The following is a 22,707-nucleotide window of genomic DNA, read 5'->3' on the forward strand; positions in this document are numbered from 1 at the left end:
CTCTTGGGAAAACCACACATTTTGAGATAGATGTTTATAGCGCCACTAAGTTGTCTGTCTAGTTCTAGCCCGCATCGTGAGCACCTAACCACCTGGCGCTTTTGGAGCGTTTTCAACCTTCCTCCGCATCTAGGTCAGGTGGGCGAGGTGTACCTAGGATCGGCCAGCTTTACCTCGGACTTGTATTTCATGTAGTTGACTATCTGCTTCCAGTTCTGTTTAGTACTATCTCTGTTGTGGTCTTTCGAGGTGTTAAACATCCCCTCTTTGTTTAAGTCCTCGAAACCGTGTATTGCACTTGGAAATATTCTCGTGAGCATTAGTGAGTTTGTGCACGTAGTCCTTAGCTCTATTCCTCTCCCTCTCACCATGTCTAGATACTCGCTCATTCAGTGCGTTTTTCTTACTAGCTACACTCTGTGCTCTCTTCCTCTTTATTTCGTGAACTCTGTGGATGTGGTACAGTTCACTCAAGTCAATTTTTATCCACCCATACCTCGGTGAAAAGCCATCAAGGCTGAACAAGTTTGAGTTCCAGCCGATGAATTCAGCGTGATTTTTCTCCTCTTTTGATTTTCTGAAAGTGATTATTAATTCGTTCCTTGTCAGTGTCAGCTCTCCCAGATCCAGCCCTTTAACCCTGCTTTTGAACCAAGCTTTTGCTAAATCAAACTCCAAGTACTGCTTCCTAGGAACTACTGTAACTCTAATTTTTCCATTCTTGTAGGTATAGAGCGTTTCCTTTATTCTAGCAAACAGCTTCTTGACTGTAGGTTTATTCCTCTTTCTTTCTCCCTTAAGATAGTTCCTCTTCCAAGACTTCAAAATCGAATAGGCAACTTTTATCGCAGAATCAACGTAGTGGGAAGCATAAGACCAACCCTTTAACAGTTCTTTTCTAAGCGAGTTTTTGAACTCCCTAGTCTTTGGGAGCAGTGGGACGAGACGTCTAATTTGATAGCATCTCTTCTTTCTCTTCCTCCCGCTTTCAACTTCATAACATTTCTCCTCCCATTTTTCAACCCATGTGACGTTTCCCCAGATTATGTCTACTGCTTTCTGCAACAGAGAGCGGTAGCTGAGCAAGAAATCGATAATGTTGTAGTTATGCTTGACCTTGTAGCTAAGAATCTTGTAGGAGTCGTCTTGTATTTTCAACCACCTCCTTGTACTTACGACTCCTCATGCCATAGAGCTTGCCTGCAAAGTGAGAGACAATCGTTATTAAGTCCTCCACTAACTCCTCTTTTGGCTCCTTCTCTTCTTGGTTTATCACAATAATTTCAGTACCGTAGTTTTGGAAGAACTGCTGTAAGGTCTTGAAGCCAAACCTTGTCAGCCTGTCTGGATAAGTGACGACGACTTTCGATACTTCTTTGTTCATGACCATTTTGAGGAGTTTTTGAAAGTTTTTTCTTTCCTCATTTAGTCCACTGCCAATGTCTTTGAGGATCTCGATATTCCATCCGTGTTCTTTCGCATACTGTGTTATTGCTTCGGTCTGCCTCTCTAAGTCATCTTTCTGTGTGTTGGAGGACACTCTAGCATACCCAATCATTTTTCTCTCCTCATGTAGCCCTAGAATCCTCTTAATCTCTGACTCAGGGACTCTCCTTTTGCCACCAACTGTTCTGACACAGTGTATCTTTCCTTCCTCATCCCACCTTTGCAAAGTCCTTAAATTGACGCCAAGCATCTGTGACGCTTCTTTCATCGTGTACAGTTTTTCCATCTTTGTCTATCAAAATATATCTTTGTCTATCAAATATTTAACTGTTTCGGAAGGCATTATATAGTTCTATATAGCATATATAATGTTAAAATTTTGTTTGCTTTAAAAATTTTTAAAAGATTTAGTTAAAGCTTAAATTAGACACCAAACTATTAAACTTTGCAATGACTGAGAGTAGAAATAGCTTGATAATAGCTTCAATTATTCTCGTCCTAATGACAGTGTCTGTAAGATCTGTAAATAATATGGTTACGACTACTGTGCCTTTACTTGGTAAATATGTACTTTCTTTACCGGATTCGATTGTGGGTTTACTTTCGACTGTTATGTTTGCCTTTACTTTCATTTCCACCTCTTACATAAATCCAACGTTAATGTCTTCTAATAGGAAGAAAGCTTTCGTGATTTCTAATGTGATTATTGCTATCTCTTTAGTTTTGTTCAGCTATTCTAATGTAATTACGATATGGATTATTTCTTCAGTCGCTGGTTTAGCCTTTGGATTAATTATGCCCAATCTTATAACTTCCGCTAGTTTAGCAAAAGATAGAAGATCTGCAGAAAGGTTACTTTCACTTTATTCAACTAGCTTGAGTTTAAGTTTAATAATTGGGCCAGCACTTGAAACTTATCTTTTAACGATGTTTGGTTATAGAGAAATATTCCTATGGTTTTTGCCTTTAGCTGTAATAGCTATAGCCCTCTCATTTAACGTAAAATTCCCAGATGTCAAAAAAGAAGTTAGCGGAGTCTCAGCATTAAAGAACAAAGGGTTTATCGCATCAATATTATCAATAACTACATATAATGTACCGTTTGCAGCATTTACAACATTCCTTGCAATTCTAGCTAAGGAGAGATTTGACTTATCTGACTTTCAAGCTTATTCAGTATTTCTACCCTTCTACATATTATCTTTCTTAACAAGGTTATCGATGACATTAAGACCTATTAATAATCTAAGTAAACCACTATTAATTTCAATATTAATAACTGTGATAGGTCTATTAGGAATTCTTTACGCTCCATCCTATCTGATGTTCTTAATCGTCATTGCATTACTTGGAATACCACATGGTTCTATATTTCCTATGTCAACTATTATGATTAGCAGGGCAACGAAAGTTGAGGAGAGGAACGCAGTTAACTCTTACTTTATGGCATATAATAATATCTTGTTCTTAATAGTACCGGCAATAGTAGGATTTGTAGCGATCTTTATTGGACTTACATTAGCGATAACACTTTTAGTGGTTCCAGTAACCATTAGTGCTTTTATGTTTTTCAGAAAGTACCTAGAAAATGAGATAGTTAAAGGGAAACAATGATAGCACTTAACAGTATTAATATAGATCCTAGTAATTGAAAGAGAGTTAAGAATTGATGCAAAAATATAATAGCAAAAATTATAGTAAAGACTGGTTCTAGCGAGGATATAACGCTTGCTGTTATTGAGTCTGTGTTTCTCATTCCCCTATAAAAGAAAATATACGCAAGAAAAGTGGCAACTATCCCCAAATATATCCCAGTCCATATTGAGGAAATAGTAAGGAAAGGGGAGAAGAAATAGAAAATGAGGGAAAAAGGGGTACTCCAAATCGCTTGGGAAGATAATATTTCTCTATCTTGAAAACCTCTCAACTGCATATATCTTGAGTAAATAATTAAAAGAGCATAAGTAAGCCCAGACGCTAGCCCCCAGCCAATATTGTCTATTGGGATTTTTGAAAAATAAATTAAATAAACACCTAAAATAACTAAAAAAGAAGACACTAGTTTCCTTTTATTGATGCTATCTTTTAACCAAATTCTTGATGCAAGTATAACAAATATAGGTGCTGTATAAAGAAATACAGCAGATAAAGATGCACCTAAAATATTAACTGTATATACATAAGTCTCATAAAACACTATAGCTATAACCCCCATAATTAAAGAGGTTTTATTCCAAATCTTGTATGTATTTCTAAAAAATAGAAGGACTAAAACAGATGATGATATTCCTCTAAATAAAATAATTTGAAAAGAATTAGCGCCGTAAGAATAACCTATTTGAGCTACAACACCTATAGTTCCCCAAAGAGCTGAAGCTATTACTAAATCTGAAATGCCCCTCTTAATCATCTAAGCTTATTTAACTTGGTTAGAATTAAGATTATCGTGAACTGGGGAAAAATTTTTGGAGTAATCTTCGCTATTTTATTCATTTTCATCTCTTTTCAAACCATAAAGCATGATTTCTATTTAGGTATTCAACAAATTAAATCTTTTACCAACGCACAAAACAACTTGGAGATCTCAATTGTTTCTTTGAATAAGACTAATATTGTCCTTAGCGCGATTAATCCACTTAATTTATCAATCACTATTTATAATATAACCGGGAATTATGTGTATTTACAAAAACCGTACATCATACCCCCACACGATAGTAAAGATATTGTTTTAATAGTTACGAATTACTCAGGGTTAATAAATAATGTAAGTAACAAAACTGAGACTTTGACCATTTCTCTAGGAATTTTAAATACAACGATAGACGAGGTGCAAACTTTATGAAATATCCCATTTTGCTATCTTACTATATAGTCTCACTCATTGTAGTTCTTATTCCATTGCCTTGGTGGTATTACAGTGTTGGAGGTATTTTTCAGACTTATGAGTCTCCGTTCCAGATAAGCCTTAACTTTTTTGGAGAGAGTCTAATAATAGGTAACATTCTCAACATATTACTAAACGCCTTTAGGATATATGTCATTGTAAATTTAATTTATGGGATAATATTAGTTGCAAGAAATAATAAATATAGATATTCTACAATGTTTTGGTTACCTATATTTTACTTTATAGACCCTGTGGTAATATATTTTATAATTAATTACCTTTTAGGACTTGCTCTTCATATACCAATTAGTTATCCTATTCTTATAATAGGGAAGGAGAATTTAAGTGTAGCCTCTCAAGGTGCAAACATACAAATGTTAATTATTTCTGAACCCACAATCTTATTTTGGATTTCTTTGATACCAACTATCTTATATGTTTTGTTTCTCACAATTGAGCGAAAGAAGAATTAACTATTTCTAGCTAGTGCATCACTTTCTATTCTCTCTAACTCTTTTTCGGCATTCTCATTTCTTATTTCATAGTCAACAGCGATCATAACTTGTGATGAAGGGTCATTTTGTCTAACTTCTTTCACATAACTCTCAGCTTCTCTTAGATCATTAGTAACACAGACTACAACTCCTCTATCACGATCAACAAATCTTAAAAACTCACATCTCTCAAGAAACTCTAATTTAGTTATTGCCTGAGAATAGATTGCAAAGGTGGTAACATCGCTTTTACCTAAATCAACAATTGGAATAATCCTAATATAATTCTTATTAATAAGTGCATTAAGTCTACGTAAGATAGTCTTAGATGGAATATTTATCTCTTTAGAGATTTCTCCTATGTCCATTCTTGGATTCTTTATTAATGTTCTAACGATCTCAATATCAACACCAGAAGGTTTTTGTGGTGACTGATCTGGAATATAAACCATTGTAGGTTCTCCCAAGGTTTTGCTCATATAAGATAATTTGTCTTGTAAATCTCCTATAGATGATCCTTCAAACTCGTAAAAGTTAGTCTCCTCCAAACATTTAACTTTTACATTTACAAAATTAGCCTCTACGTCTCTTACATTCTTAAAACTAGCTCTTCCTACATATTTACCATAGAAATTAGGATTCACATACAAGGAAAAGGACTTAATTATTTTCTCTTCTAAAAGCTTATTAAATCTATAATTTAAAGAAGTTGCTGATAGGCCCACTTCCTCTGCTATTTTTCTCTGAGAAACCCTGCCATCCTTGAACAATGCTAGAATTATTTTTTTATCTACTGTATCCATCAAATAAGAATCGGTAATCCGCTATATATCTTTTTTCAAAAAAATCTTTACGAGATTAACTTCATATATTCGATTTATCCTAAGATGATTTTGATCTTCTTCTTTTATTCTTAAGATCTAAAACTAAGAATATTACCATTATTGCTAATATAATGCTTCCTATAATTGTTAATGGTTCCAAATTTATAGCCACTCCTACCATTATCATTGCAACTGCTAGTTGAAACGGCCCATATTTAAGTACAGTCTTAAATGTATCGTCCATATTATATTTATTAGAATAAAAAGTTTTAAAATTTTATTCTCTTCTTTTTTTACTAAGCCTATAATCAGCTGTACCTTTTGTCACAACTTCAATCATCAATGCTTCCTTGTCTTTTCCTCTTAATATCCTTCCAAGCCTTTGTAGGTATTGCCTTTTAGTACCATATCCGCCTAAAACAATTGCTACTGAAGCATCTGGCACATCAACGCCTTCATCAAAAACTGTCGAAACGACTATGACTTTGTAGATGCCATTTTTGAACTTTTCAAGTATTTCCTCTCTTTCGTCTTTATTTGTTTTATATGTAACTACTGGAATAAGGAACAATTTAGATATCTTGTAAGCCATATGAGTGTCCCTTGTGAAAATCAATATCTTTTCATCTTTGTACTGTTCAAGGAGTTCTCTCAGTTTATCTATCTTAGATTCGGAATTAACAGCAATATTTACAGATTCATGCCATGCTAACAGAGCCTCTCTAGCTTCTTTATCCTTTGCTGCTAGTCTAACTAGTTTATGAAAATCCGAAAGACTGTTTAGTTTCATCCTCCTAGAGGAGAGAAAATCTTTTAACTTCTTCCTTAACTCTTTGTATTTTTCTGCTTCCTTTTCTGTCAAAGAAGTATAAACTCTAACAACCCTAAATGTAGCTAAGTACTTACCAGAAAGCTCCTTGAATTCTTTCCTATATACTATTGGTCCCACCAGAATTGGATATAGTTTATCTTTCCCATCCTCTCTTTCGGGAGTAGCTGTTAAACCTAGTCTATACGGTGATGCAAATAACTGTGCCATTGTTGTGTATCCTTCTGATGGAAGATGATGAACTTCATCGAATACTAAGAGAAGAAATTTGTTCCCTAATTCTTCAGCTCTTGTATAAGCAGAGTCATAAGTAATTACCGTTATTCCCTTTAATGAGTCTTCTCCTCCACCTATAACCCCTGGCTCAAAATCAAGGTATTTGATAATTCTTTCTTTCCATTGATTTACCAAATCAATTGTAGGGACTATTATCAGAGTAGGTACTTTTAATGTAGAAATTATTTTTAAGGCAACTTGTGTTTTTCCAGCTCCGGTAGGTAAAACTATCACTCCTCTCTTACTTTTTAACCAAGCCCTAACTGCTTCAGCTTGGTAATCCCTAAGCTCTATTTTATCTTTAACGATAGGAAAAGGTAGTGTATTAAAGACATTTTCCTCGATATTTACATTTTTTTCTATGAAGTACCTCTTAATATCTCTGTATTTAAAAGCTAGAGCTGAGTATGCCTTAAGCTCATCACTCCATTTCATTCCGGGAGCGTATGCGTCAGAAAGTATAAGGCCTTTAAAGTATTTTAAATATACCACATTTTTAATATCTTAGAGTATATTATTTTTATGTGTTACCCTGGGAATTAGCTAGATTTACGATTACTAACGATAAAGTTATCCCAAAATTTGCAACATTAGATGATATAGATTTGGCTAACGAAATACTATCTCTTTTTAAAGAAGGAAGAAAACTTGGGGAGATAGAAGAAGAGACAGAATACCTTGAAAAGGTCTATGATTACAAGCTTGTTAGAGGCTTCGTGAGACTAGTTACAAGATTATGTGAGTTTGAGGCTGACTCTCCAATACCACCTATTGAAATAAGAAGAAAACTGTTCCAATATGGTCCTATTCTGGATGAAAAAGAAAGGGAGAAGATCGTTAAGAAAGCAAATAAAGAATTAGGAGTAGACTCCCTAAGATATATGTTTTCGGATCTTGAGGAAGAGAAAAAGATCGTAAAATTCAATGAAATTAAGGCAGAAGACTTAATTAAGTGGTATAATCTTTCTTTGCTTCAAACTCTCTTATTTAAGTCATACAAGCTTACTGTTTATGTATCATCAAATTGGAAGGAAATAGTTAGAAGAGCTAAATGGCTAGGCCTAATGTATTTTGCCTATGATAAACCTCTAAGGTTAGAATTTATCGGCTCAGCTACACTAGTTAAACTAACTGAAAAATATGGAAGAAACCTTGCAGTTCTCCTCCCTTATATAGTTTCTACTCCGGACTGGAGAATTGAAGCTGAAATTGTACTAGGCAAAAAGTTCAAAAGAATATATATATTGGAACTTAAGAACTACAAGGAATTAAAAGTAGTAGAAATAGATGAAAAAAGATTTGATAGTAGTGTTGAGGAGAAGTTTTACAGGGATTTTCTCTCGGTGGCTAAAGGCTGGAAAATAACAAGGGAACCAGAACCTTTACTGGCTGATAATCGTTTATTTATACCAGACTTTCTGGTGGAAAAAGGAAACTTAAAGGTATATATAGAAATAGTGGGTTTTTGGACAAAGGAATATATCAAGGAAAAACTTGAAAAACTTAAGAAGATTAAAGAGTCGATTCTTATCTTATTAAATGAGGAATTAGGAAAGGAGAAATTCCAAGGAATGAATGTAATAACTTACAAGAAAAAAGTTGATGTGTCTCAAGTCTATAAGTGGTTGAAGCAACTTGAAGCAAAATATTTTGAAAATATGACAATTGAATATAATATAAGTGGAGATATAATAAGTCTATCCGATATAGCAACTAAATATTCTATACCTGTAGACCTTTTAAAGAAAAACCTGAAAACTTTTCCAGGCTATATACTCTTAAAAAACTATTATATAAATGAAAAAATCTTTGAAAAACTTAAACAAGAAGATTTTAACAATAAGAAGTTAAGTGAGTTAGTATCTAGTTATGGTAACTATATTGTTGAAGTACTTGAATTCCTCGGATATAAATTACAGTGGAAGGGTATTTCAGACGCAATAGTTATAAAGGAGAAAAAATAAATTTACTTATGAATGATGCAATTGTAGCTGGAGCAAAGAAATTATCAGAATTAATTAACGGTGAGGTACAAGCTTTTGAAGGAGACGAAAATGAATATTATCTCATAGGAATTACAGAGACTGATTGTAGAACTAATTCAAGGATTATAACCCAGGTGCTTGAAGAGATATATAAACATACTGATTCTATAAATGTTACAATACTTTTAATGGAGAAAAATGCCTATAAATCCTATATGGAAAAATACAAGGAAAAGTTAAAAAGAGTAGTATGATAGAGCTTTATAACGACGAATTCGATGAAGAAGTAGCAAGAAAGTATCTTAAGATTAAAAGCAGGTTAGGAAATAATTTAATAAAAGTTGAAGGGGATAGAATTCGTAAAGACATAATAGTATATGTTCGTAGAAAAATCAGCATTGATAAAGTTAAGGTGTTATCAATTGAAGATTTAATAGATGATATACTTTCCTCTTTCTCTGGAATTTCTTTCAAGGTTGAAGATAATAATGTCACAATAAAAGTTGAAACTCTTAGACCAGAAATATATGAAGAAATAACTGTAGCTCTTTATGAAATAGAGAAAAAACTTAACATAAAACTTAATGTGATTTATACTACATGACACTTCTTACAGTTACAGCATTTATAGAGTTACAAGCTTGCTGGTTTCCTTTCTTACATGCTTCAATTAGTAAAGTTGTTGCGTCTCTTTCAGCTCCTACTCTTTTTAAAGAATTAGCTACAGCTACTAACAATTCTGTTTTTATTTCATTACTCTTTAATGCTATTTTACCCAATTCTTCTAGTTTATCTCTTTTATTTTGAGCTACTAGCAAATCAAGAGCCACATTAACATGAGTGTTTAACACATTATTTTCGATTCCACAATCTACTATGTTGCCAATATTCTGACATCTACTCATATCAAAGTAATTTGCTACTTTATCTAGGACTTCAAACATATATTTACATTTTACACTATCTAAAAGGTTGCAGATAAACCAATTGTATTCTTCTTTTGTTGATGACTTTACGACGTCTGAAATAATTTTCAGTCCTTCATCTATAAGTCCATCAGAAATAAACTTTTTTGCATCCATTAGTTTTCGAATTATATCAGATTTTACTAGTGTCATATGTTTATTTGAGTTTCAAAGGCTTAAATTTCTTCCACTAATAAACCTTGACAGGTAAGGTATATTATCTATTTTCCCTAATAGTATGTCAGAAGTCTTTTTCCCCATTGCAGGACCGTAACTCCAGCCTAGTCTACATGCACCAGTTGATATCACAACGTTTTCGTATTTACCAATGACTGGAAAACCATCCGGTGAGCAAGGTCTAAAACCCATGTAAAGATCATAAACAAAATTAAAATCAACAAGTTTTCTTGCAAATCCGAGAAATAATTCTGCCCTAGAAGAATCATAACTAAAATCACCATCAAAGCCTCCAGTAATTTTTACAAAATCAGAATTCTTAACAACTGCAACTCCTAATTCCGCTAGCACAGCTGGACGACTAACCTTTACTTCTCCCTTAACCCTATAACCATATCCTTTAAATGCAGTAATTGGTAGTCCTATATTCTTTAACCATACACCTGCAGATAAAACGATGTAATCAAACTTCTCTTCTTTTGAGGAAAAGTAAACTTTGCCATCTTTACTTACCTTTGTTACAGTTTCGTTAACTACTTTAGCCTTTATCTCTTTTGCTATTCTATCGACGAACTTGTGGGTGTCAACTTTAGATAGTTCCGGGAAATACACAGCACCTGCAAAGCCTTTAACGTCAACTACCTCAAACTTTGGATTAAAAGGACTTTTTCTCTCTTCAATTGCAGCTTTTTCAAGTTCGTTTTTATCTTCATATATCTCTAATAACCCAGACTCCTCATAATCAAAATCATTCTTTTCTTCAGCCATCCTCTTATATTCTCTCAGTGAAAACGAGGCCATTTCCCTCATTATTTCCCAAGCTTCTGATGGTGGTTCTTTGTCAATGTTCTTTAATAACTCTATTACCCATGCCTTGTCTAATGATTTAACAACGGTAACTCTTTTCCCCATATATTTAAGCATCTTCAATATCATTCCGGTTGTGTTTATTTTGTCAAATCTATACGGTTCAATAAGACCTGCAGCATGAATAGAACCACTACCCAAGAAGTCTTTTTCAAATATTGTAATATCAATTCCTTCTTTAGAAAGGTAATAGGCTGTAAATAATCCTACTATTCCTCCTCCTACAATTCCAACTTTCAATTTAATCTTTTTAATACTTTCATTGCTCTCTTTTTAATACTACTTTCTTTTTGCGTTAATTCTTGCAGAAATTGAATATTTGAAAGTAAATCTTCTTTCGTTATAAAACCTAGATTTTGGAGGTCTTGTGAGACTTCCCATGCATAAATTCTTACACTGGCTTTTCTGTTCTTTAGAAATTCGATATACCTATCTTTATCTTTAGGAAGAATAATGCCCTCTTTTACTAAATCAATCAACAGCCTCCATGATTTTTTCCTTATTGTAACCCACCTACTTCTTAATAACCTCCAGAAAGAATACCGTGACTCTATTACATTGCCTTTATCTACTATACCTAGATTTATTAAGTCTAATACGTGAGACCAAGCTGACCATTTAATTCTATCCGATTCCGCTGTTAACCCTCTTTCGACACCTTTAACAAGAAGCGCCTTATATAAAGGAAGATGAGACCAAGCGTCATCTCTTACTCCTTGTAATCTGTGCCACAAAAGGGATCTCAAATATCCTAGCGGAAGATAGTCTCCGTTCCCGGTATTTACTATATATTCGACCTTCTTCCATGCTTCCTCTCTTTTTAGTTTATCATGGCTCTTCAGATCGTTAAGTATTCTGTTTTTCTCCTTTAGCAATTCTTCAATTCTTTCCATATTTTACCCACCAGAGGCAGCTAAGAACACTTGAAGCTTATCACCTTCAGAAAGTCTCTCATCTTCTATTACTGGAAGGCCATCTTTCACTACAACACTACCTTGAACCCTGTATCCTATGGATTTTAAAAGATCTCTGACAGTAGCCTTATCAGGCAAGTCTATAACCATTTCTTTTCCTTCTCTTATTAATTGGACTGTAACTTTCACAATAGTGTAGATAGACAAAGTAAAACAAAAATTTAACTAGCCTTTTTAGCTAAGTCAAAGAACGCTCTCCAGAAAGGATCTTCAGCTGGTCTTTCAATTTTAACCTTACTTAGGTCTTTCTTCACAAGCGTCACTCCTTTTCCTTCCTCCACTTTACCGACTATTTCAGCCTCAATCCCTTCTTTCTTTAAGGCTTCAACAACTTTTTCTCCTCTATCTGTGACTATGACCATTGTACCTTCGCTTATTGAAACCCAAGGGTCTATATTAACTAGCGAGGTTACCTCTTTAACAGCTTTGTTTATAAATAGTCTTTCCTCATATATAGTTATTCCTTTGTTTGTAACGCTTGCTACCTCATCCAATGCGTTCCATACTCCTCCTTCAGTAGCATCGTGCATCAAATGAAAACCTATTTGAGAAGCAATTAATCCGTCTTTCCAACAACTCATTTTCCAGTACATGCTATAGGCTTCTTCAAAAATATCTTTGCTTAGCCTTTGTTTGAAATACTCTGGGTAAAGATTGACTAAGAGACCAGTTGCTTCAATCGCTGGCCCCTTAGTTATTATAACGTCATCTCCAACTTTCACTTTGGAGGGCATTCCTAACTTCTCTTTATCTCCAATTCCCATCATTGTAAAACCACCAACCATTGGGAAATCAGTTCCTTCATATACACCAGTATGTCCTCCCACAACCATTACATTTATCTCTTCTAATGCTTGATGCATTCCTATCCACATATCTTTGAATTGTTCATCAGAAATTTTAGGTGGTAAATTTAAGTCAATTAATGCATATTTGGGAGGAATACCAGAGGTCATTACATCACTTGCCAAGATATGCACTGCAAACCAGGCAGCTTTTTTAAACCCAAATTGGGGAACTATGAAAACTGGATCTGACTTTACAACTAGGACTTTTCCGTTTCCGAGGTCTATTGCCCCGGTATCAACGCCATTTTGTGGTTTGACAATCACTTCTTCATGAATTTTGCCTAAGTGAGGGTAAATCACATCTGAGAAAATTTTCTCGTCTATTTTTCCTAATCTCATAATTTTAAAGGATTAGTAGAGATTTATAAATGTGGATGAGAAAGAGGAAATCAAAGAGGCTTATGAATATATTATTTATAGAAGAAAACCTTTGCCTTACTTATACCTTATACAAGGAAAAATTGTTTGCGACGTTGGATGTGGCTCAGGACAAAATTGTTTAGCCCTTCATAATGAGAAGAAGTTTGTCGTGTGCCTTGATATTGCAATAAGACAGCTAGTGGAATCAAAAAAGAGAGGGTGTGAAAACCTAGTACAAGCGGACATGGAGTTTCTTCCCTTTAGAGATAATGCTTTTGATTCGCTTCTTTACATAGCTTCTTTACATCATTTAAATGAACCTAATGTAGCCATTAAGGAAGGGTGGAGAAGTTTAAAAAATGACGGAGAAGTCTTAGCTACTGTTTGGCTTATACAATTTAGTTTTCTTTTTCGTAGAAAGATAAAGTTAAAGAGTAAGACTGGCAATAAAGAGGTTATTAGGACTTACAAACTTTATTTGCCCCGGGAATTAAAAGGAAAAATGGAAAAAGAAGGATTTAAAACGTTAAAGTATTTGCTTTATTCTGTTGACTCCGTTTTGTCAAATAATGCATTGTACTATGGTAAAAAGCGTTTATCTTGAAAGTATTTTATTTATTCTTGATCTCTTTAATTCCTCCATCAGTGCTATTAGTTCGTCTAGTGAGTATCCTAATGGTTCTATTTTCTCCTTTCCTTCTTTTACTATCTCAACAGCTAGTGGAAATAGTTCTTCTACTCTTTTTACTGCATACTCTTTATCCTCGATAAGCGAAAAACCGAAGTTGACATGTCTAGCTTCATCTTCAATAATCCTTTTTATTCCTTCGTTAAACTCAGAGAGGTTGTACTTTCATGATGTTTCATTTAATATCTTTAACCCAACAGTTGCCAATACTCCTTCTGTAATCATATGGAATCTTGTTGCAACATTCTCTTTCCATTTAGGGGTCTTAAAATCTTCTACTAATCCATCAAAAAGTTTAATGTATGAAGGGGGTAGTAGAACATTACTCAAAGAATCTTCTTTAAAATATTCTTTAAAGAAATCAAAATGTTCTATTTCTTCAATTACTTGTTGTAGTGAGTAATTTTGTATTAATTTTGCTTTTTCAAATGATAACTTCTTTAGCACTTCCCATCTATTTATTGTACTTATAGGATAAAAATGTGCAGATAGATATTTTATACCTTCTCTTATTTCTTTCGGAGTTGAAAACCAGTTTTTGTCCATATTTTTAATTTTAAAGATTTAGTTAATTAACTTTATCTTAAAAAAGTTTAACTGGACTAGTTAATGTTTAAAACTAGTTGAATAATTAAATAGTGTGGATGATGAACTTTTTGTTGTAATCCATTTCGTGTTACTCTTCCTTTTCTCTTCACTTGTAACATCATTGATTACACGATTTATCTCTTCATCATTTTACATTTCCAGAATGTTTGTAGCCACTCTTTTCAACATTTTCTTCTTTTATCTATTTTTATATGCCATTGAAACTCCATTTATTTCAGTTGCATTAACGTTTCTTATTTCTATAATTATTTTTAGAATAACGGTTTCGTTAAAATGGGAAGACTGCCTTACGCTCTCATTCACATACCTACTAGCAATTATTACTTATTTTAGTTATATTTTCCCTCATGTAATTCATACATTACTCTAATATTTTTTCCTTCAAATGGAAAGATATTTTATAGTTTAGTATCTTTTTTCTTAACATAATGATAACTTGATATTCATTCTGTGGATTAGCAGAGCCTATTAGCAAAAATAATAATAACTCTTCCTAAGAGAATAAAGTATGGAAGACGAAGAGATTGAAAAAATAATAAAGGATTTAGGTTTAACAATAAGAAAGCCACCAGAAGCGAAGGAATATTTCCATATAACTACTGCCCCTCCTCAAGGCTTTCCATCTGTCGATATAATTAGAATAACTCAAAATTCTCCTTTTTATCTAATTACAATGGGTATACTTGTCCATCCCAATCATAAATCTGCAATAGGAAGCTTAGATGAGAAAGAAAGGCAAGATTTCCTTGGCAATCTAGTCGAAGATGTTCTAAAAATGGGGGTTGATATAGCTATATTACCGCCTAACTCTGAAATACCAGACGTTATTCAAGTCTCAAAGGTTGCTTACTCTAGAGATTTAACAGCGAATCAATTACTCGACTACTACACTGTGGTAAGAAATGCAGGAATGTTAGTTATTACAAGAATAAATAGGAGATTTGGAGGGATAACTCAAAAGAAGGGGACATCCTCCTATGTTTAGAAAAACAAAGATAATTGCTACTCTAGGTCCAGCGAGTGAAAAAAGGATAGATGAAATAATAAAATATGTTGATGTTATTAGACTTAATTTTGCACATGGCGATGAAGAACAACACTCAAAATACTTTAATCTTGTAAATGGTAGAGTCCCAATTCTCGTTGATTTACCCGGTCCTAAACTGAGATTAGGAGATCTTGGAAGTAATAAAATAACTGTTAATCGTGGCGATACAATAGAATTTGGAGACAAAATTCCAGTAGAAGATCCCTTGTTTTTTAAACTTATTAAACCAGGGTCTGAAGTATTAATTGCAGATGGGAGGATAAGAGTAAAGATCATTGAAACTGGAAGCAACTATGCTAAAGGGATTGTGGAAGAAGGAGGAATAATTACTTCAAGAAAAGGAATAAACATTCCCGACTCAGATGTACCAGTAGGATTGACAGATAAGGACTATGAACTGTTACAAGAAGCCCTAAAGCTGGGAGCAACATTTATTGGGTTATCTTTCGTTACTTCGCCCGAGGAAATTAGAAAAGTTAAGGAAATTGTAAAAGATAAATCGTGGATAATAGCTAAAATAGAAAAGAAATCGGCTTTAAAAAACCTGAGGAAGCTTATTAAGGAAGCTGATAGTGTTATGGTAGCTAGAGGAGATTTAGGAGTTGAGGTAGGATTAGCTAACTTGCCTCAGACTCAAAGAAGAATCGTTAGATTAGCAAGAATTTACGGAAAGCCTGTAATTCTTGCAACTCAAGTCCTTGAATCTATGGTAACTTCGCCAATCCCAACCAGAGCTGAAGTTATTGATGTGGCTAACTCGATAATACAAGGGGTAGACGCTATTATGTTAAGTGATGAAACAGCAATGGGACAATATCCAGTAGAAGCTGTAAGAACTCTTCATGAACTAATAATAAATGTAGAAAAAAGCTTTAAACCTAAGCCTCCACCACCATTGAAGACTGTTGATGACGCAATAGCTTATTCTTCTGTGTCCTCTGCTAACTTATCTTCTGCAAATTGTATCACAGTATATACTAGAACTGGGGCTACTGCTTTAAGAATATCTAGGCTCAGACCATTAGTGCCCATAATAACATTAACTCCGAATAGGGAAGCTTATGAAAGACTAAAGATGTGTTATGCTGTCTATTCTATCAAGTTGGATGAGAGTTTAGTAAGTCTTGATAGAATTGTAGAAAGAGGAAAAGAAGTTGCAAAACAACTTGGGATTAAAGGGAGTATCATTATTACTGCTAGGGGGCCCAATGATACTGAAGGAACAACTAGGTTTCTAAAAGTTGAAGATGTGTGTTGAAAAAATTATTTAAATATGAAAATTCTGTATAATAACTAGCTAAAAAATATTATTAATGAAATGTATTTTTAAGGGGAAAAATATTACAGTAAAAAAGAAATTTAACTTAAATTAACTTGCAATAAATAAGTCCCACTCGGTATAGCAATATACACTGGATAATTCGTTATATATTGTATGTTATTGATGTTACGGAAATAAATGGCGCCTTCCATACCACCAGGAGGGGTGGGACCTACAAAAGGAAGAATTTTATACCCCCCTTGTCCATTTGGAACCACATACACAAACTTCTGAATAGGATTGTAAGGGTCATTATTATAGAGTGTACCATACGTTACTGGATAGCGATAGTTATATTTTAAGTAATTTAATAATATCCAGCTGTTGTTTGAACTATCATATCCGTAATATAATATTTCTCCTTTATTGAGATTAATATCCGCTTGGTAGACTGTAATTGTTGGGAAATATAAGGGTATGGATATGCTTACCGATGCATTATATGGGGCGTTATTAGTGGTGGTTAGAATTTTTGGATTATAGGGGATGTACTCAAATGGCGGTAGGGAGAAATTACTTAAAATGTTGTTGCTTACGAAGGAATTTATCGGATATGATGGAAAATCAATATAAGTGTCAATCCAACTATATGGATTAGTACTGTACGTTCCTGCATACGTACCTATACCTGCTTGAATATACGGTGGACTATTCCACCATGAATTATTTTCATAAACTTGGGTAATAGTTTTTTCTGCACTATGAAGGTAAATGTATGAATACTGCATGGTTGTTGAGTTTATTATTATATTAGTTGGTAGCCAAGTCCATGAAAGGTCTTGGCCAGGCTGAAACTGCATAAACCCCATGCTCCAAGAAATGTTAAGTGGTACATAGACTCCAAGTGATCCTTGAGTATAATTGTATGCGTAATAATTTCCATAATCGGCCCAATACCAACTAAGGTCCCACCATGGAGGAGGAGGAACACTCCATGAGGCAACTGCAGAACTGATAGGTGTAAAATAGGTTATATTAATCCATCCGTCTGAAGATAGAGGATGAACTTCTAGTACAGCATCTGTTAGTGCCCAGTGGTACGTTGTTGGGTCTCCAATAGTTATGTTTACCGGTACTAATGATAAGGGTGAAACACTAACTAAACCGTCTAGTACATTCCAACTTGGTGACCCAGAAACTGATATGGTTCCATTTAGAGGTTCTCCATAATCATGATAGTTAGGAAATGTTATATTTCCTTGACTATTATCACTTCCTCCAAGAAGAGTCACGTTATACCATGAGCCTTGAGAAGTAACAATTATTGCCCATGGAGAGCCGTTGAGTATTTGTGAAACTGGCACCTTATTCTTTACTAAAATAGATGTATTCATAATCTCTCCGTTTGGGTATATCACGTGAGTAATAGTGAATGTAGAAGTCGAATATAAATAGGTGGTATCATTTTCTACGTTTTCAGATATCGGTGAATATTCTGAGAGTGCTTGAATTCTTTGTACACTTTTTAATGTTATATTCGTTTCATTATTAATTACATGGATAATTAATAACATAGATATGAGTAGAATTTGTAAAAATACTAATGCTCCCAAGATACTTGAAATTCCTTTCTTTTTTACTTTCATGCTTATCAATAGAAAAAAAGAAAAGTCTCACTTGACTGAAAGTTAATTCACATAATATAAAACATAGTATCCAGCAAGCCCTTCTCTCATTGAATTAACTACTGCTGAACCATTTAAATAATTAAGGAAAACTGAAGTTTGATTCACTGGAGTTCCATTTGCCGTGACCATATACCGCTCCCCAGATGGCAGTGGTTTCTGATATTTTATCATGACTTATGGTGAAACCACCACAATCTGGTTCTCAGCGGCTACACTCCAGCCCCCTCACAGCAGTAGCTCCCTCCTCGTTGCCGAGGAATTCATAGCCCTGCTGGTCTTGGGAACTGAAGCCCATTAAGTAATACTTTAAAAAGAAAAGTATTTAAATCTTTTGGATATATATCCTATTGTGAAATTACCGGACTATATCACAATAAACATTCCCTTTGTTGTGAGTGATGAGAGAGCGAAATTAATTTGGTGGACTTCATGGTATTCCAAGTTGTGTACTCATAGGCTATTAAATGACGTAAAAAGCAACACTGAGTTGTCAAATTACTCTCAAACTTCTTTTCTTCAATTCTCTAGAAAGAGGTGTTACGACATTTTACCTAATCGAAGATACATTGATGGTATAGCAACACTAATCCACTCCTCTTTAAGGAGTGCTAAAAAACTAAGAGTAAACATTCAAGAGTTAGAGTTAGATTCATGGTTACTTTTTCAGAGCGAGGCTGAGAAAGTAAAATATGGTAATTTGAACATTCACTTGACGTCAAGTGAAAAAGCTGAGATATTGACTTTTGATAAAGAGAAATATCCTAAAAAGATTACAATAAACGTCCATATACCAAAAGGTTATAGGAAGTTAGTTAACGTTCTGTTAGAAAAGAGCGAAAAGAAAGAGATTGGTTATCCTGCTAGAGTTATTATAAAGGAATACAACGCTTACTCTGATAGAGTCTACTTATACTCAAAACTGCAAATTATGGTTCCTTACATTTTGTACAAGGAGATTATGAAGAGATATGATAAGCCATTAAGTGATCTTATTGCTGGTATAGATGCTAATACTGACAGATTGAATTTAGTTATTGTTGACTCTAAAGGCAATTTAAGGGATAAGAAGACCTTTTGGTTTGACGAAACAGTTTCGAGAGGCTATAACAAGGAAAGGGCATGGAGTAGGATAAATGAGGCAATACATAAACTGCTAGATTACGCTTATAATAACGGTGTTTCAACCATCGTTTTAGAGAATCCTAACGTTGTTGGTTACTTACGTTATTATTGGATTAGGAATGGTGAAAAGAAAGGCAGAAACTACAATTTTAAGGTATCAATATTTAGGAACTCGTTGATAGAGTGGATAAGCTATAAAGCACCGCTATACTCAATAAACGTTGTTTATGTTTCACCTAAAGGAACTACGCACTCGAAAGAACATGATAAAATAATGATGGAGAAAGGGTTAGATAGACATACAGCTTCAGCTTACTTAATAGCATCAAAGTATCTAAAATCATCCTAATTTAGAACAATTTATCATAAAAACTGAAACAGTTTTCAAACCCTACTACTCCTATAAATGCTATTAATGATAAAGCTGGTGCTACTTGTCTCATCACTAAAATAGTGAGAACCTTATTGTTAAACTTTTTCTTGATTTTTACTTTCAAAATGATTTTTGACTTCTCTTAATCCTCCTAAATTTATTTTAACTTATTCTACGAAGATTTATCAGCTATATCCTACATATCTACTCTTTTTTAATCTTCTTAAGTAGAGTCATATAAAAATGTAAATGATTGTCAAAAAGGTTTAGAGTCTATAATCAAATTGAAAGAGATCTTAATACTTAGGCTCCGGGCAAATAATTATGAACTATGGTTTGACACATAAGAGTACTTAAAGGAAGTATTGCATGAAGTCATAAAGTAAAAAGCTTATATAGACCATTTACCATAAATATAATATGAAAGGACTTAGCGAAGGCTTAACTCAAATCATTATACTTACAGCAGCAGTTGTAATGACACTCGTAGTTGCTAGCTTTATTTTTGGACTTTCTGGCGGATTGTCAACTCTAACGACCGCTTACCAAGTATATAATGCATATATCTACAAGCAAGGAAATTATTATTATGTAAATTTTACAATCAAAACCAATTTACCGATTACTATTAATAACGTAAAAATTGTTGGAACCCCTCTTTCAAACTCTACTACTATAACACTAAACCCTGGGACTCATCAAGTAAAAATTATGTTTGAGCAATCGTACTCATTCACACCAGGTAACGTTTATACTGTTGAATTGTCTTTAAGTAATGGAAACAGCATAACAATATCTGCGGGATATGAACAAGTTAATAGTTGATAAATATATTATATTAGCTGACATAACGATATTTCTTCTCTCCTATCATTTCTTAAAAAACATGATATAAGAATAACAAATATGAGGTTTTATTTATCAATAATAAGTTATTTATAAGGATTATGCTTACTACTAATATTATCTTATCCATAGCATAGAAAACATACAATTAGAAAAAGCAGAATCAATAATTCTGAAAGAAAAATTTCAGATTCAAGATACCATATAGAATATTTTAGTGTAGCTCCTTCTAATATAGATTTCTTCAATAATATATCTCTTAACTCAGCTTAATTCCTTATATTCTCCTCTCATATACTGTGTAAAATTGAAGATTACAGATGTAAAGTTAAAGAGAAAAATCAATTATCAATTTGATCTGAAATATTCCCTCAAGTGAAGAAAGTCACAAAACCTTTTAATACGAACTATATAATGAACATGAAAAAGAAAAGATGTTATGTGAGATTGTATCTAAGTTTAGAGGTATCAGAAATCCTAACAAATTTATTTGTTAAAGTAACACCCCACCTTGATATTTTCCACTGTAAGCCTTTTGAGTAGGAGCATCAAGCTTAAAAAATATTAAATGATGAGTGGCCATTCCTTTTCTTAGGGACGAATCATAAACTGGTGTGATAGCTAAAGTTATTTTCCCTCTATAACCCGCGTCAATAACAGTTGGTGGTGCTAAAAACCCATTTCTAGCTAATGTACTCTTTAACGTGATTAAAACTGCTAAGTCTTCTGGCATTCTAAACTCTTCACAAGATTCAAAAAGATAAGTATGAAAAGCCTTCAGATTTGCTTTTTCTTTAAACCCAATTTCCTTTATTGTTACTTTCTTTTCAGGTAATTTAGCTCCTTGAACTACTTCATAATACTTATCGCCACATATCCTTAAGTCATAACCATTTTCCCTAATATTATTCTCGTTATAGTTAAAAAGGATTTGGTTAATTAAACCCTTTATGGATTGATGTGAAAGTATCATAACTATATTCTCTTAATCTTTATTTTTAAAAAAGCACTACCTTATGAATTAATTAAAAAATCCGTGTAGTTTAATTTTTTAAATATAGATAGGATTTAAAATAAATGTTAAGAACCTTTATGTCTATTTATATTAACAAAAAATTACGTTAAACTTATTGGGACTTTTGTAATTCTCCTTTTTAATACATCTTCTACAGCACTTGTAACAGCTGCTACAGCAACTCCAACCGGGATTTCACCAATTCCTTTAACACCACCAGGTGTTATGGGAGATGGAGTAGGTACTATATTAACTTCAATTTCTGGTAAATCAGGTGCAGTTGGTAAACCATAATCTGCCAAGCTAGTAGTTAATAAGTTACCAGAGTCGTCATAAACATAAGCTTCATACAAGGCAATAGAAATTCCAATTGCAGTTCCCCCAATAACCTGTTCTTTCACTAAATCCTCATCTATTGGATTTCCGGGGTCAATATAGACTACATGTTTTATTGGTTTAATTCTACCGTCTTCAATTCTAACAACAGCTAAGTCACAAGCGAACGGATAAGCGTTATATCTATATTTTCCTTGTAAAGTGAAAGTATAATCAACTTCCTCCCCTTCAAACTCGGTAATTTTTATTTTACTATTGTCATTTATGAAATACCCGTTTTCATATTTGACATTTCCTCCAAGTAAAGATTCTGCTTTTCTTCTTAACTTAGCTTTCAATTCCTCTACAGCACCAGATATACTCCCATAAGTATATACAGCCATTCTGCTTCCGCCAGGGCCAAACGAATTTGGCAATTCACTGTTATCTACTACTTCATATCCAATTTCATCTAGGCTGTTCTCGATATAGCGATAAATTTAAATATTTTTAGCTACTGTCAATTCTCTTGAGGCTAGGCTGGATGAAGCTCCTTTTGATGATGCGCAATGCGTGGAGGGAGGAGCTTACAGCTAAAATCTCAAATGGGAGGCTCATGGCGTTAGCCTCGACCGAGCCCCATGCGGTGTGGTTGAAGCTAATGATACCACACCTAGGGCTAACCCAGACCATGGATCGAGAAGTATCAAGAAGTATCTAGAAATGAAATGGTCTGGGAAACGCTAATTCCTAAAAGTTTTGAAACTAGAAGCATTGCCGTATGCTCGTTGCCCTGCCCTTCTGGCC

28 protein-coding genes and 2 pseudogenes are annotated in these 22,707 nt (G+C 33.8%); 12 read left to right on the top strand and 18 right to left on the bottom strand.

The genetic code is table 11. The features are described from left to right. The 3 genes and pseudogenes from AC3OCB_RS00390 to AC3OCB_RS00400 form a co-directional block, all read right to left on the bottom strand. Window positions 1-122: pseudogene (locus AC3OCB_RS00390) on the bottom strand (transposase family protein); the annotation flags it as partial. Between the two features lie 130 nt (window positions 123-252). Then, window positions 253-1,158 (bottom strand): nuclease/transposase family protein, encoded by a 906-nt coding sequence (locus AC3OCB_RS00395; RefSeq protein ID WP_498340166.1) that lies wholly within the window; start codon window positions 1,156-1,158, stop codon window positions 253-255. Then, window positions 1,124-1,732, bottom strand: coding sequence for an IS607 family transposase (locus AC3OCB_RS00400; RefSeq protein ID WP_498340167.1), 609 nt, complete (start codon window positions 1,730-1,732; stop codon window positions 1,124-1,126). The genes AC3OCB_RS00395 and AC3OCB_RS00400 overlap by 35 nt, the downstream gene beginning before the upstream one ends. Window positions 1,733-1,896: 164 nt before the next feature. Between AC3OCB_RS00400 and AC3OCB_RS00405 the strand changes: the two genes are divergently transcribed. Beyond that, window positions 1,897-3,060, top strand: a complete 1,164-nt coding sequence (locus tag AC3OCB_RS00405; protein ID WP_498340168.1) for an MFS transporter — start codon at window positions 1,897-1,899, stop codon at window positions 3,058-3,060. Here AC3OCB_RS00405 and AC3OCB_RS00410 read toward each other — a convergent pair. After that, a complete protein-coding gene (locus AC3OCB_RS00410) occupies window positions 3,044-3,856 on the bottom strand; it encodes a DMT family transporter (protein ID WP_498340169.1) in 813 nt (270 codons plus the stop codon). The genes AC3OCB_RS00405 and AC3OCB_RS00410 overlap by 17 nt on opposite strands. Before the next feature lie 36 nt (window positions 3,857-3,892). Here AC3OCB_RS00410 and AC3OCB_RS00415 point away from each other — a divergent pair, with 36 nt between their 5' ends. Together AC3OCB_RS00415 and AC3OCB_RS00420 are read left to right on the top strand one after the other, a co-directional pair. After that, on the top strand, window positions 3,893-4,291 hold the full coding sequence (locus AC3OCB_RS00415; protein ID WP_498340170.1) for a hypothetical protein: 399 nt from the start codon (window positions 3,893-3,895) through the stop codon (window positions 4,289-4,291). Continuing rightward, a complete protein-coding gene (locus tag AC3OCB_RS00420) occupies window positions 4,288-4,809 on the top strand; it encodes a hypothetical protein (RefSeq protein ID WP_498340171.1) in 522 nt (173 codons plus the stop codon). Before AC3OCB_RS00415 ends, AC3OCB_RS00420 begins: the two co-directional genes overlap by 4 nt. Here the strand turns inward: AC3OCB_RS00420 and AC3OCB_RS00425 are convergent. From AC3OCB_RS00425 to AC3OCB_RS00435, 3 genes are all read right to left on the bottom strand, one after another. Then, a complete protein-coding gene (locus AC3OCB_RS00425; RefSeq protein ID WP_498340172.1) occupies window positions 4,806-5,633 on the bottom strand; it encodes an Lrp/AsnC family transcriptional regulator in 828 nt (275 codons plus the stop codon). The two genes, AC3OCB_RS00420 and AC3OCB_RS00425, sit on opposite strands and share 4 nt — an antisense overlap. Window positions 5,634-5,712: 79 nt before the next feature. Beyond that, complete coding sequence (locus tag AC3OCB_RS00430) at window positions 5,713-5,898, bottom strand: hypothetical protein (protein ID WP_498340173.1); 186 nt, start codon at window positions 5,896-5,898, stop codon at window positions 5,713-5,715. A gap of 33 nt (window positions 5,899-5,931) precedes the next feature. Beyond that, window positions 5,932-7,251: a DEAD/DEAH box helicase gene (locus tag AC3OCB_RS00435; protein WP_498340174.1), complete on the bottom strand. Its 1,320-nt coding sequence runs from the start codon at window positions 7,249-7,251 to the stop codon at window positions 5,932-5,934. A gap of 32 nt (window positions 7,252-7,283) precedes the next feature. Between AC3OCB_RS00435 and bax1 the strand changes: the two genes are divergently transcribed. Genes bax1 through AC3OCB_RS00450 form a run of 3 tightly spaced genes read left to right on the top strand, consistent with a single transcriptional unit; the run spans window position 7,284 to window position 9,348 of the window. After that, window positions 7,284-8,723 carry an endonuclease Bax1 gene (gene bax1 / locus AC3OCB_RS00440; RefSeq protein ID WP_498340175.1) on the top strand — a complete coding sequence of 480 codons (1,440 nt, stop codon included), beginning with the start codon at window positions 7,284-7,286 and terminating at the stop codon, window positions 8,721-8,723. Between the two features lie 8 nt (window positions 8,724-8,731). Next, a complete protein-coding gene (locus AC3OCB_RS00445) occupies window positions 8,732-8,998 on the top strand; it encodes a hypothetical protein (protein ID WP_498340177.1) in 267 nt (88 codons plus the stop codon). Then, window positions 8,995-9,348, top strand: a complete 354-nt coding sequence (locus AC3OCB_RS00450) for a hypothetical protein (RefSeq protein ID WP_498340178.1) — start codon at window positions 8,995-8,997, stop codon at window positions 9,346-9,348. The genes AC3OCB_RS00445 and AC3OCB_RS00450 overlap by 4 nt, the downstream gene beginning before the upstream one ends. Here the strand turns inward: AC3OCB_RS00450 and AC3OCB_RS00455 are convergent. The 5 genes from AC3OCB_RS00455 to AC3OCB_RS00475 are packed head-to-tail and all read right to left on the bottom strand — an operon-like array spanning window position 9,341 to window position 12,914. Next, on the bottom strand, window positions 9,341-9,862 hold the full coding sequence (locus AC3OCB_RS00455; protein ID WP_498340179.1) for a DUF1955 domain-containing protein: 522 nt from the start codon (window positions 9,860-9,862) through the stop codon (window positions 9,341-9,343). The two genes, AC3OCB_RS00450 and AC3OCB_RS00455, sit on opposite strands and share 8 nt — an antisense overlap. Window positions 9,863-9,877: 15 nt before the next feature. Beyond that, window positions 9,878-10,993 carry an FAD-dependent oxidoreductase gene (locus AC3OCB_RS00460; RefSeq protein WP_498340180.1) on the bottom strand — a complete coding sequence of 372 codons (1,116 nt, stop codon included), beginning with the start codon at window positions 10,991-10,993 and terminating at the stop codon, window positions 9,878-9,880. Beyond that, window positions 10,990-11,646 carry a hypothetical protein gene (locus AC3OCB_RS00465; RefSeq protein ID WP_498340182.1) on the bottom strand — a complete coding sequence of 219 codons (657 nt, stop codon included), beginning with the start codon at window positions 11,644-11,646 and terminating at the stop codon, window positions 10,990-10,992. The genes AC3OCB_RS00460 and AC3OCB_RS00465 overlap by 4 nt, the downstream gene beginning before the upstream one ends. Window positions 11,647-11,649: 3 nt before the next feature. Continuing rightward, window positions 11,650-11,856, bottom strand: coding sequence for a MoaD/ThiS family protein (locus AC3OCB_RS00470; RefSeq protein WP_498340183.1), 207 nt, complete (start codon window positions 11,854-11,856; stop codon window positions 11,650-11,652). 32 nt (window positions 11,857-11,888) lie between these two features. Then, window positions 11,889-12,914, bottom strand: coding sequence for an AIR synthase family protein (locus AC3OCB_RS00475; protein ID WP_498340184.1), 1,026 nt, complete (start codon window positions 12,912-12,914; stop codon window positions 11,889-11,891). Between the two features lie 73 nt (window positions 12,915-12,987). On the opposite strand from AC3OCB_RS00475, the gene AC3OCB_RS00480 reads away from it, so the two are divergent. Further along, entirely contained in the window at window positions 12,988-13,539 is a 552-nt protein-coding gene (locus AC3OCB_RS00480) for a class I SAM-dependent methyltransferase (RefSeq protein WP_498340197.1), read from the top strand. A gap of 249 nt (window positions 13,540-13,788) precedes the next feature. Here AC3OCB_RS00480 and AC3OCB_RS00485 read toward each other — a convergent pair whose 3' ends face one another. Next, window positions 13,789-14,169 carry a hypothetical protein gene (locus tag AC3OCB_RS00485; RefSeq protein WP_498340185.1) on the bottom strand — a complete coding sequence of 127 codons (381 nt, stop codon included), beginning with the start codon at window positions 14,167-14,169 and terminating at the stop codon, window positions 13,789-13,791. Window positions 14,170-14,409: 240 nt separating this feature from the next. Next, window positions 14,410-14,535, bottom strand: a complete 126-nt coding sequence (locus tag AC3OCB_RS00490; protein WP_498340186.1) for a hypothetical protein — start codon at window positions 14,533-14,535, stop codon at window positions 14,410-14,412. A gap of 205 nt (window positions 14,536-14,740) precedes the next feature. On the opposite strand from AC3OCB_RS00490, the gene AC3OCB_RS00495 reads away from it, so the two are divergent. Beyond that, a complete protein-coding gene (locus tag AC3OCB_RS00495) occupies window positions 14,741-15,217 on the top strand; it encodes a DUF2299 domain-containing protein (protein ID WP_498340187.1) in 477 nt (158 codons plus the stop codon). Beyond that, window positions 15,210-16,538 carry a pyruvate kinase gene (pyk, locus tag AC3OCB_RS00500; protein ID WP_498340188.1) on the top strand — a complete coding sequence of 443 codons (1,329 nt, stop codon included), beginning with the start codon at window positions 15,210-15,212 and terminating at the stop codon, window positions 16,536-16,538. Before AC3OCB_RS00495 ends, pyk begins: the two co-directional genes overlap by 8 nt. Window positions 16,539-16,639: 101 nt before the next feature. On the opposite strand, the gene AC3OCB_RS00505 is transcribed toward pyk, so the two are convergent. After that, window positions 16,640-18,187, bottom strand: coding sequence for a hypothetical protein (locus AC3OCB_RS00505; protein ID WP_498340189.1), 1,548 nt, complete (start codon window positions 18,185-18,187; stop codon window positions 16,640-16,642). Window positions 18,188-18,229: 42 nt separating this feature from the next. Next, entirely contained in the window at window positions 18,230-18,358 is a 129-nt protein-coding gene (locus AC3OCB_RS00510; RefSeq protein ID WP_498340190.1) for a hypothetical protein, read from the bottom strand. Window positions 18,359-18,578: 220 nt separating this feature from the next. Between AC3OCB_RS00510 and AC3OCB_RS00515 the strand changes: the two genes are divergently transcribed. Both AC3OCB_RS00515 and AC3OCB_RS00520 read left to right on the top strand, forming a co-directional pair. Next, window positions 18,579-19,700 carry an SSO2105 N-terminal domain-containing protein gene (locus tag AC3OCB_RS00515; protein ID WP_498340192.1) on the top strand — a complete coding sequence of 374 codons (1,122 nt, stop codon included), beginning with the start codon at window positions 18,579-18,581 and terminating at the stop codon, window positions 19,698-19,700. A gap of 444 nt (window positions 19,701-20,144) precedes the next feature. After that, window positions 20,145-20,549 carry a DUF973 family protein gene (locus tag AC3OCB_RS00520; protein ID WP_498340193.1) on the top strand — a complete coding sequence of 135 codons (405 nt, stop codon included), beginning with the start codon at window positions 20,145-20,147 and terminating at the stop codon, window positions 20,547-20,549. Window positions 20,550-21,063: 514 nt separating this feature from the next. Here the strand turns inward: AC3OCB_RS00520 and AC3OCB_RS00525 are convergent. Next, complete coding sequence (locus AC3OCB_RS00525; protein ID WP_498340194.1) at window positions 21,064-21,543, bottom strand: dCTP deaminase; 480 nt, start codon at window positions 21,541-21,543, stop codon at window positions 21,064-21,066. Between the two features lie 143 nt (window positions 21,544-21,686). Beyond that, window positions 21,687-22,373, bottom strand: a pseudogene (locus AC3OCB_RS00530) (molybdopterin cofactor-binding domain-containing protein); the annotation flags it as partial. Between the two features lie 56 nt (window positions 22,374-22,429). Between AC3OCB_RS00530 and AC3OCB_RS00535 the strand changes: the two are divergent. Next, a complete protein-coding gene (locus AC3OCB_RS00535; RefSeq protein ID WP_498340196.1) occupies window positions 22,430-22,621 on the top strand; it encodes a hypothetical protein in 192 nt (63 codons plus the stop codon). Window positions 22,622-22,707 lie beyond the last annotated feature (86 nt).

This window comes from Sulfurisphaera sp., from assembly GCF_059755235.1.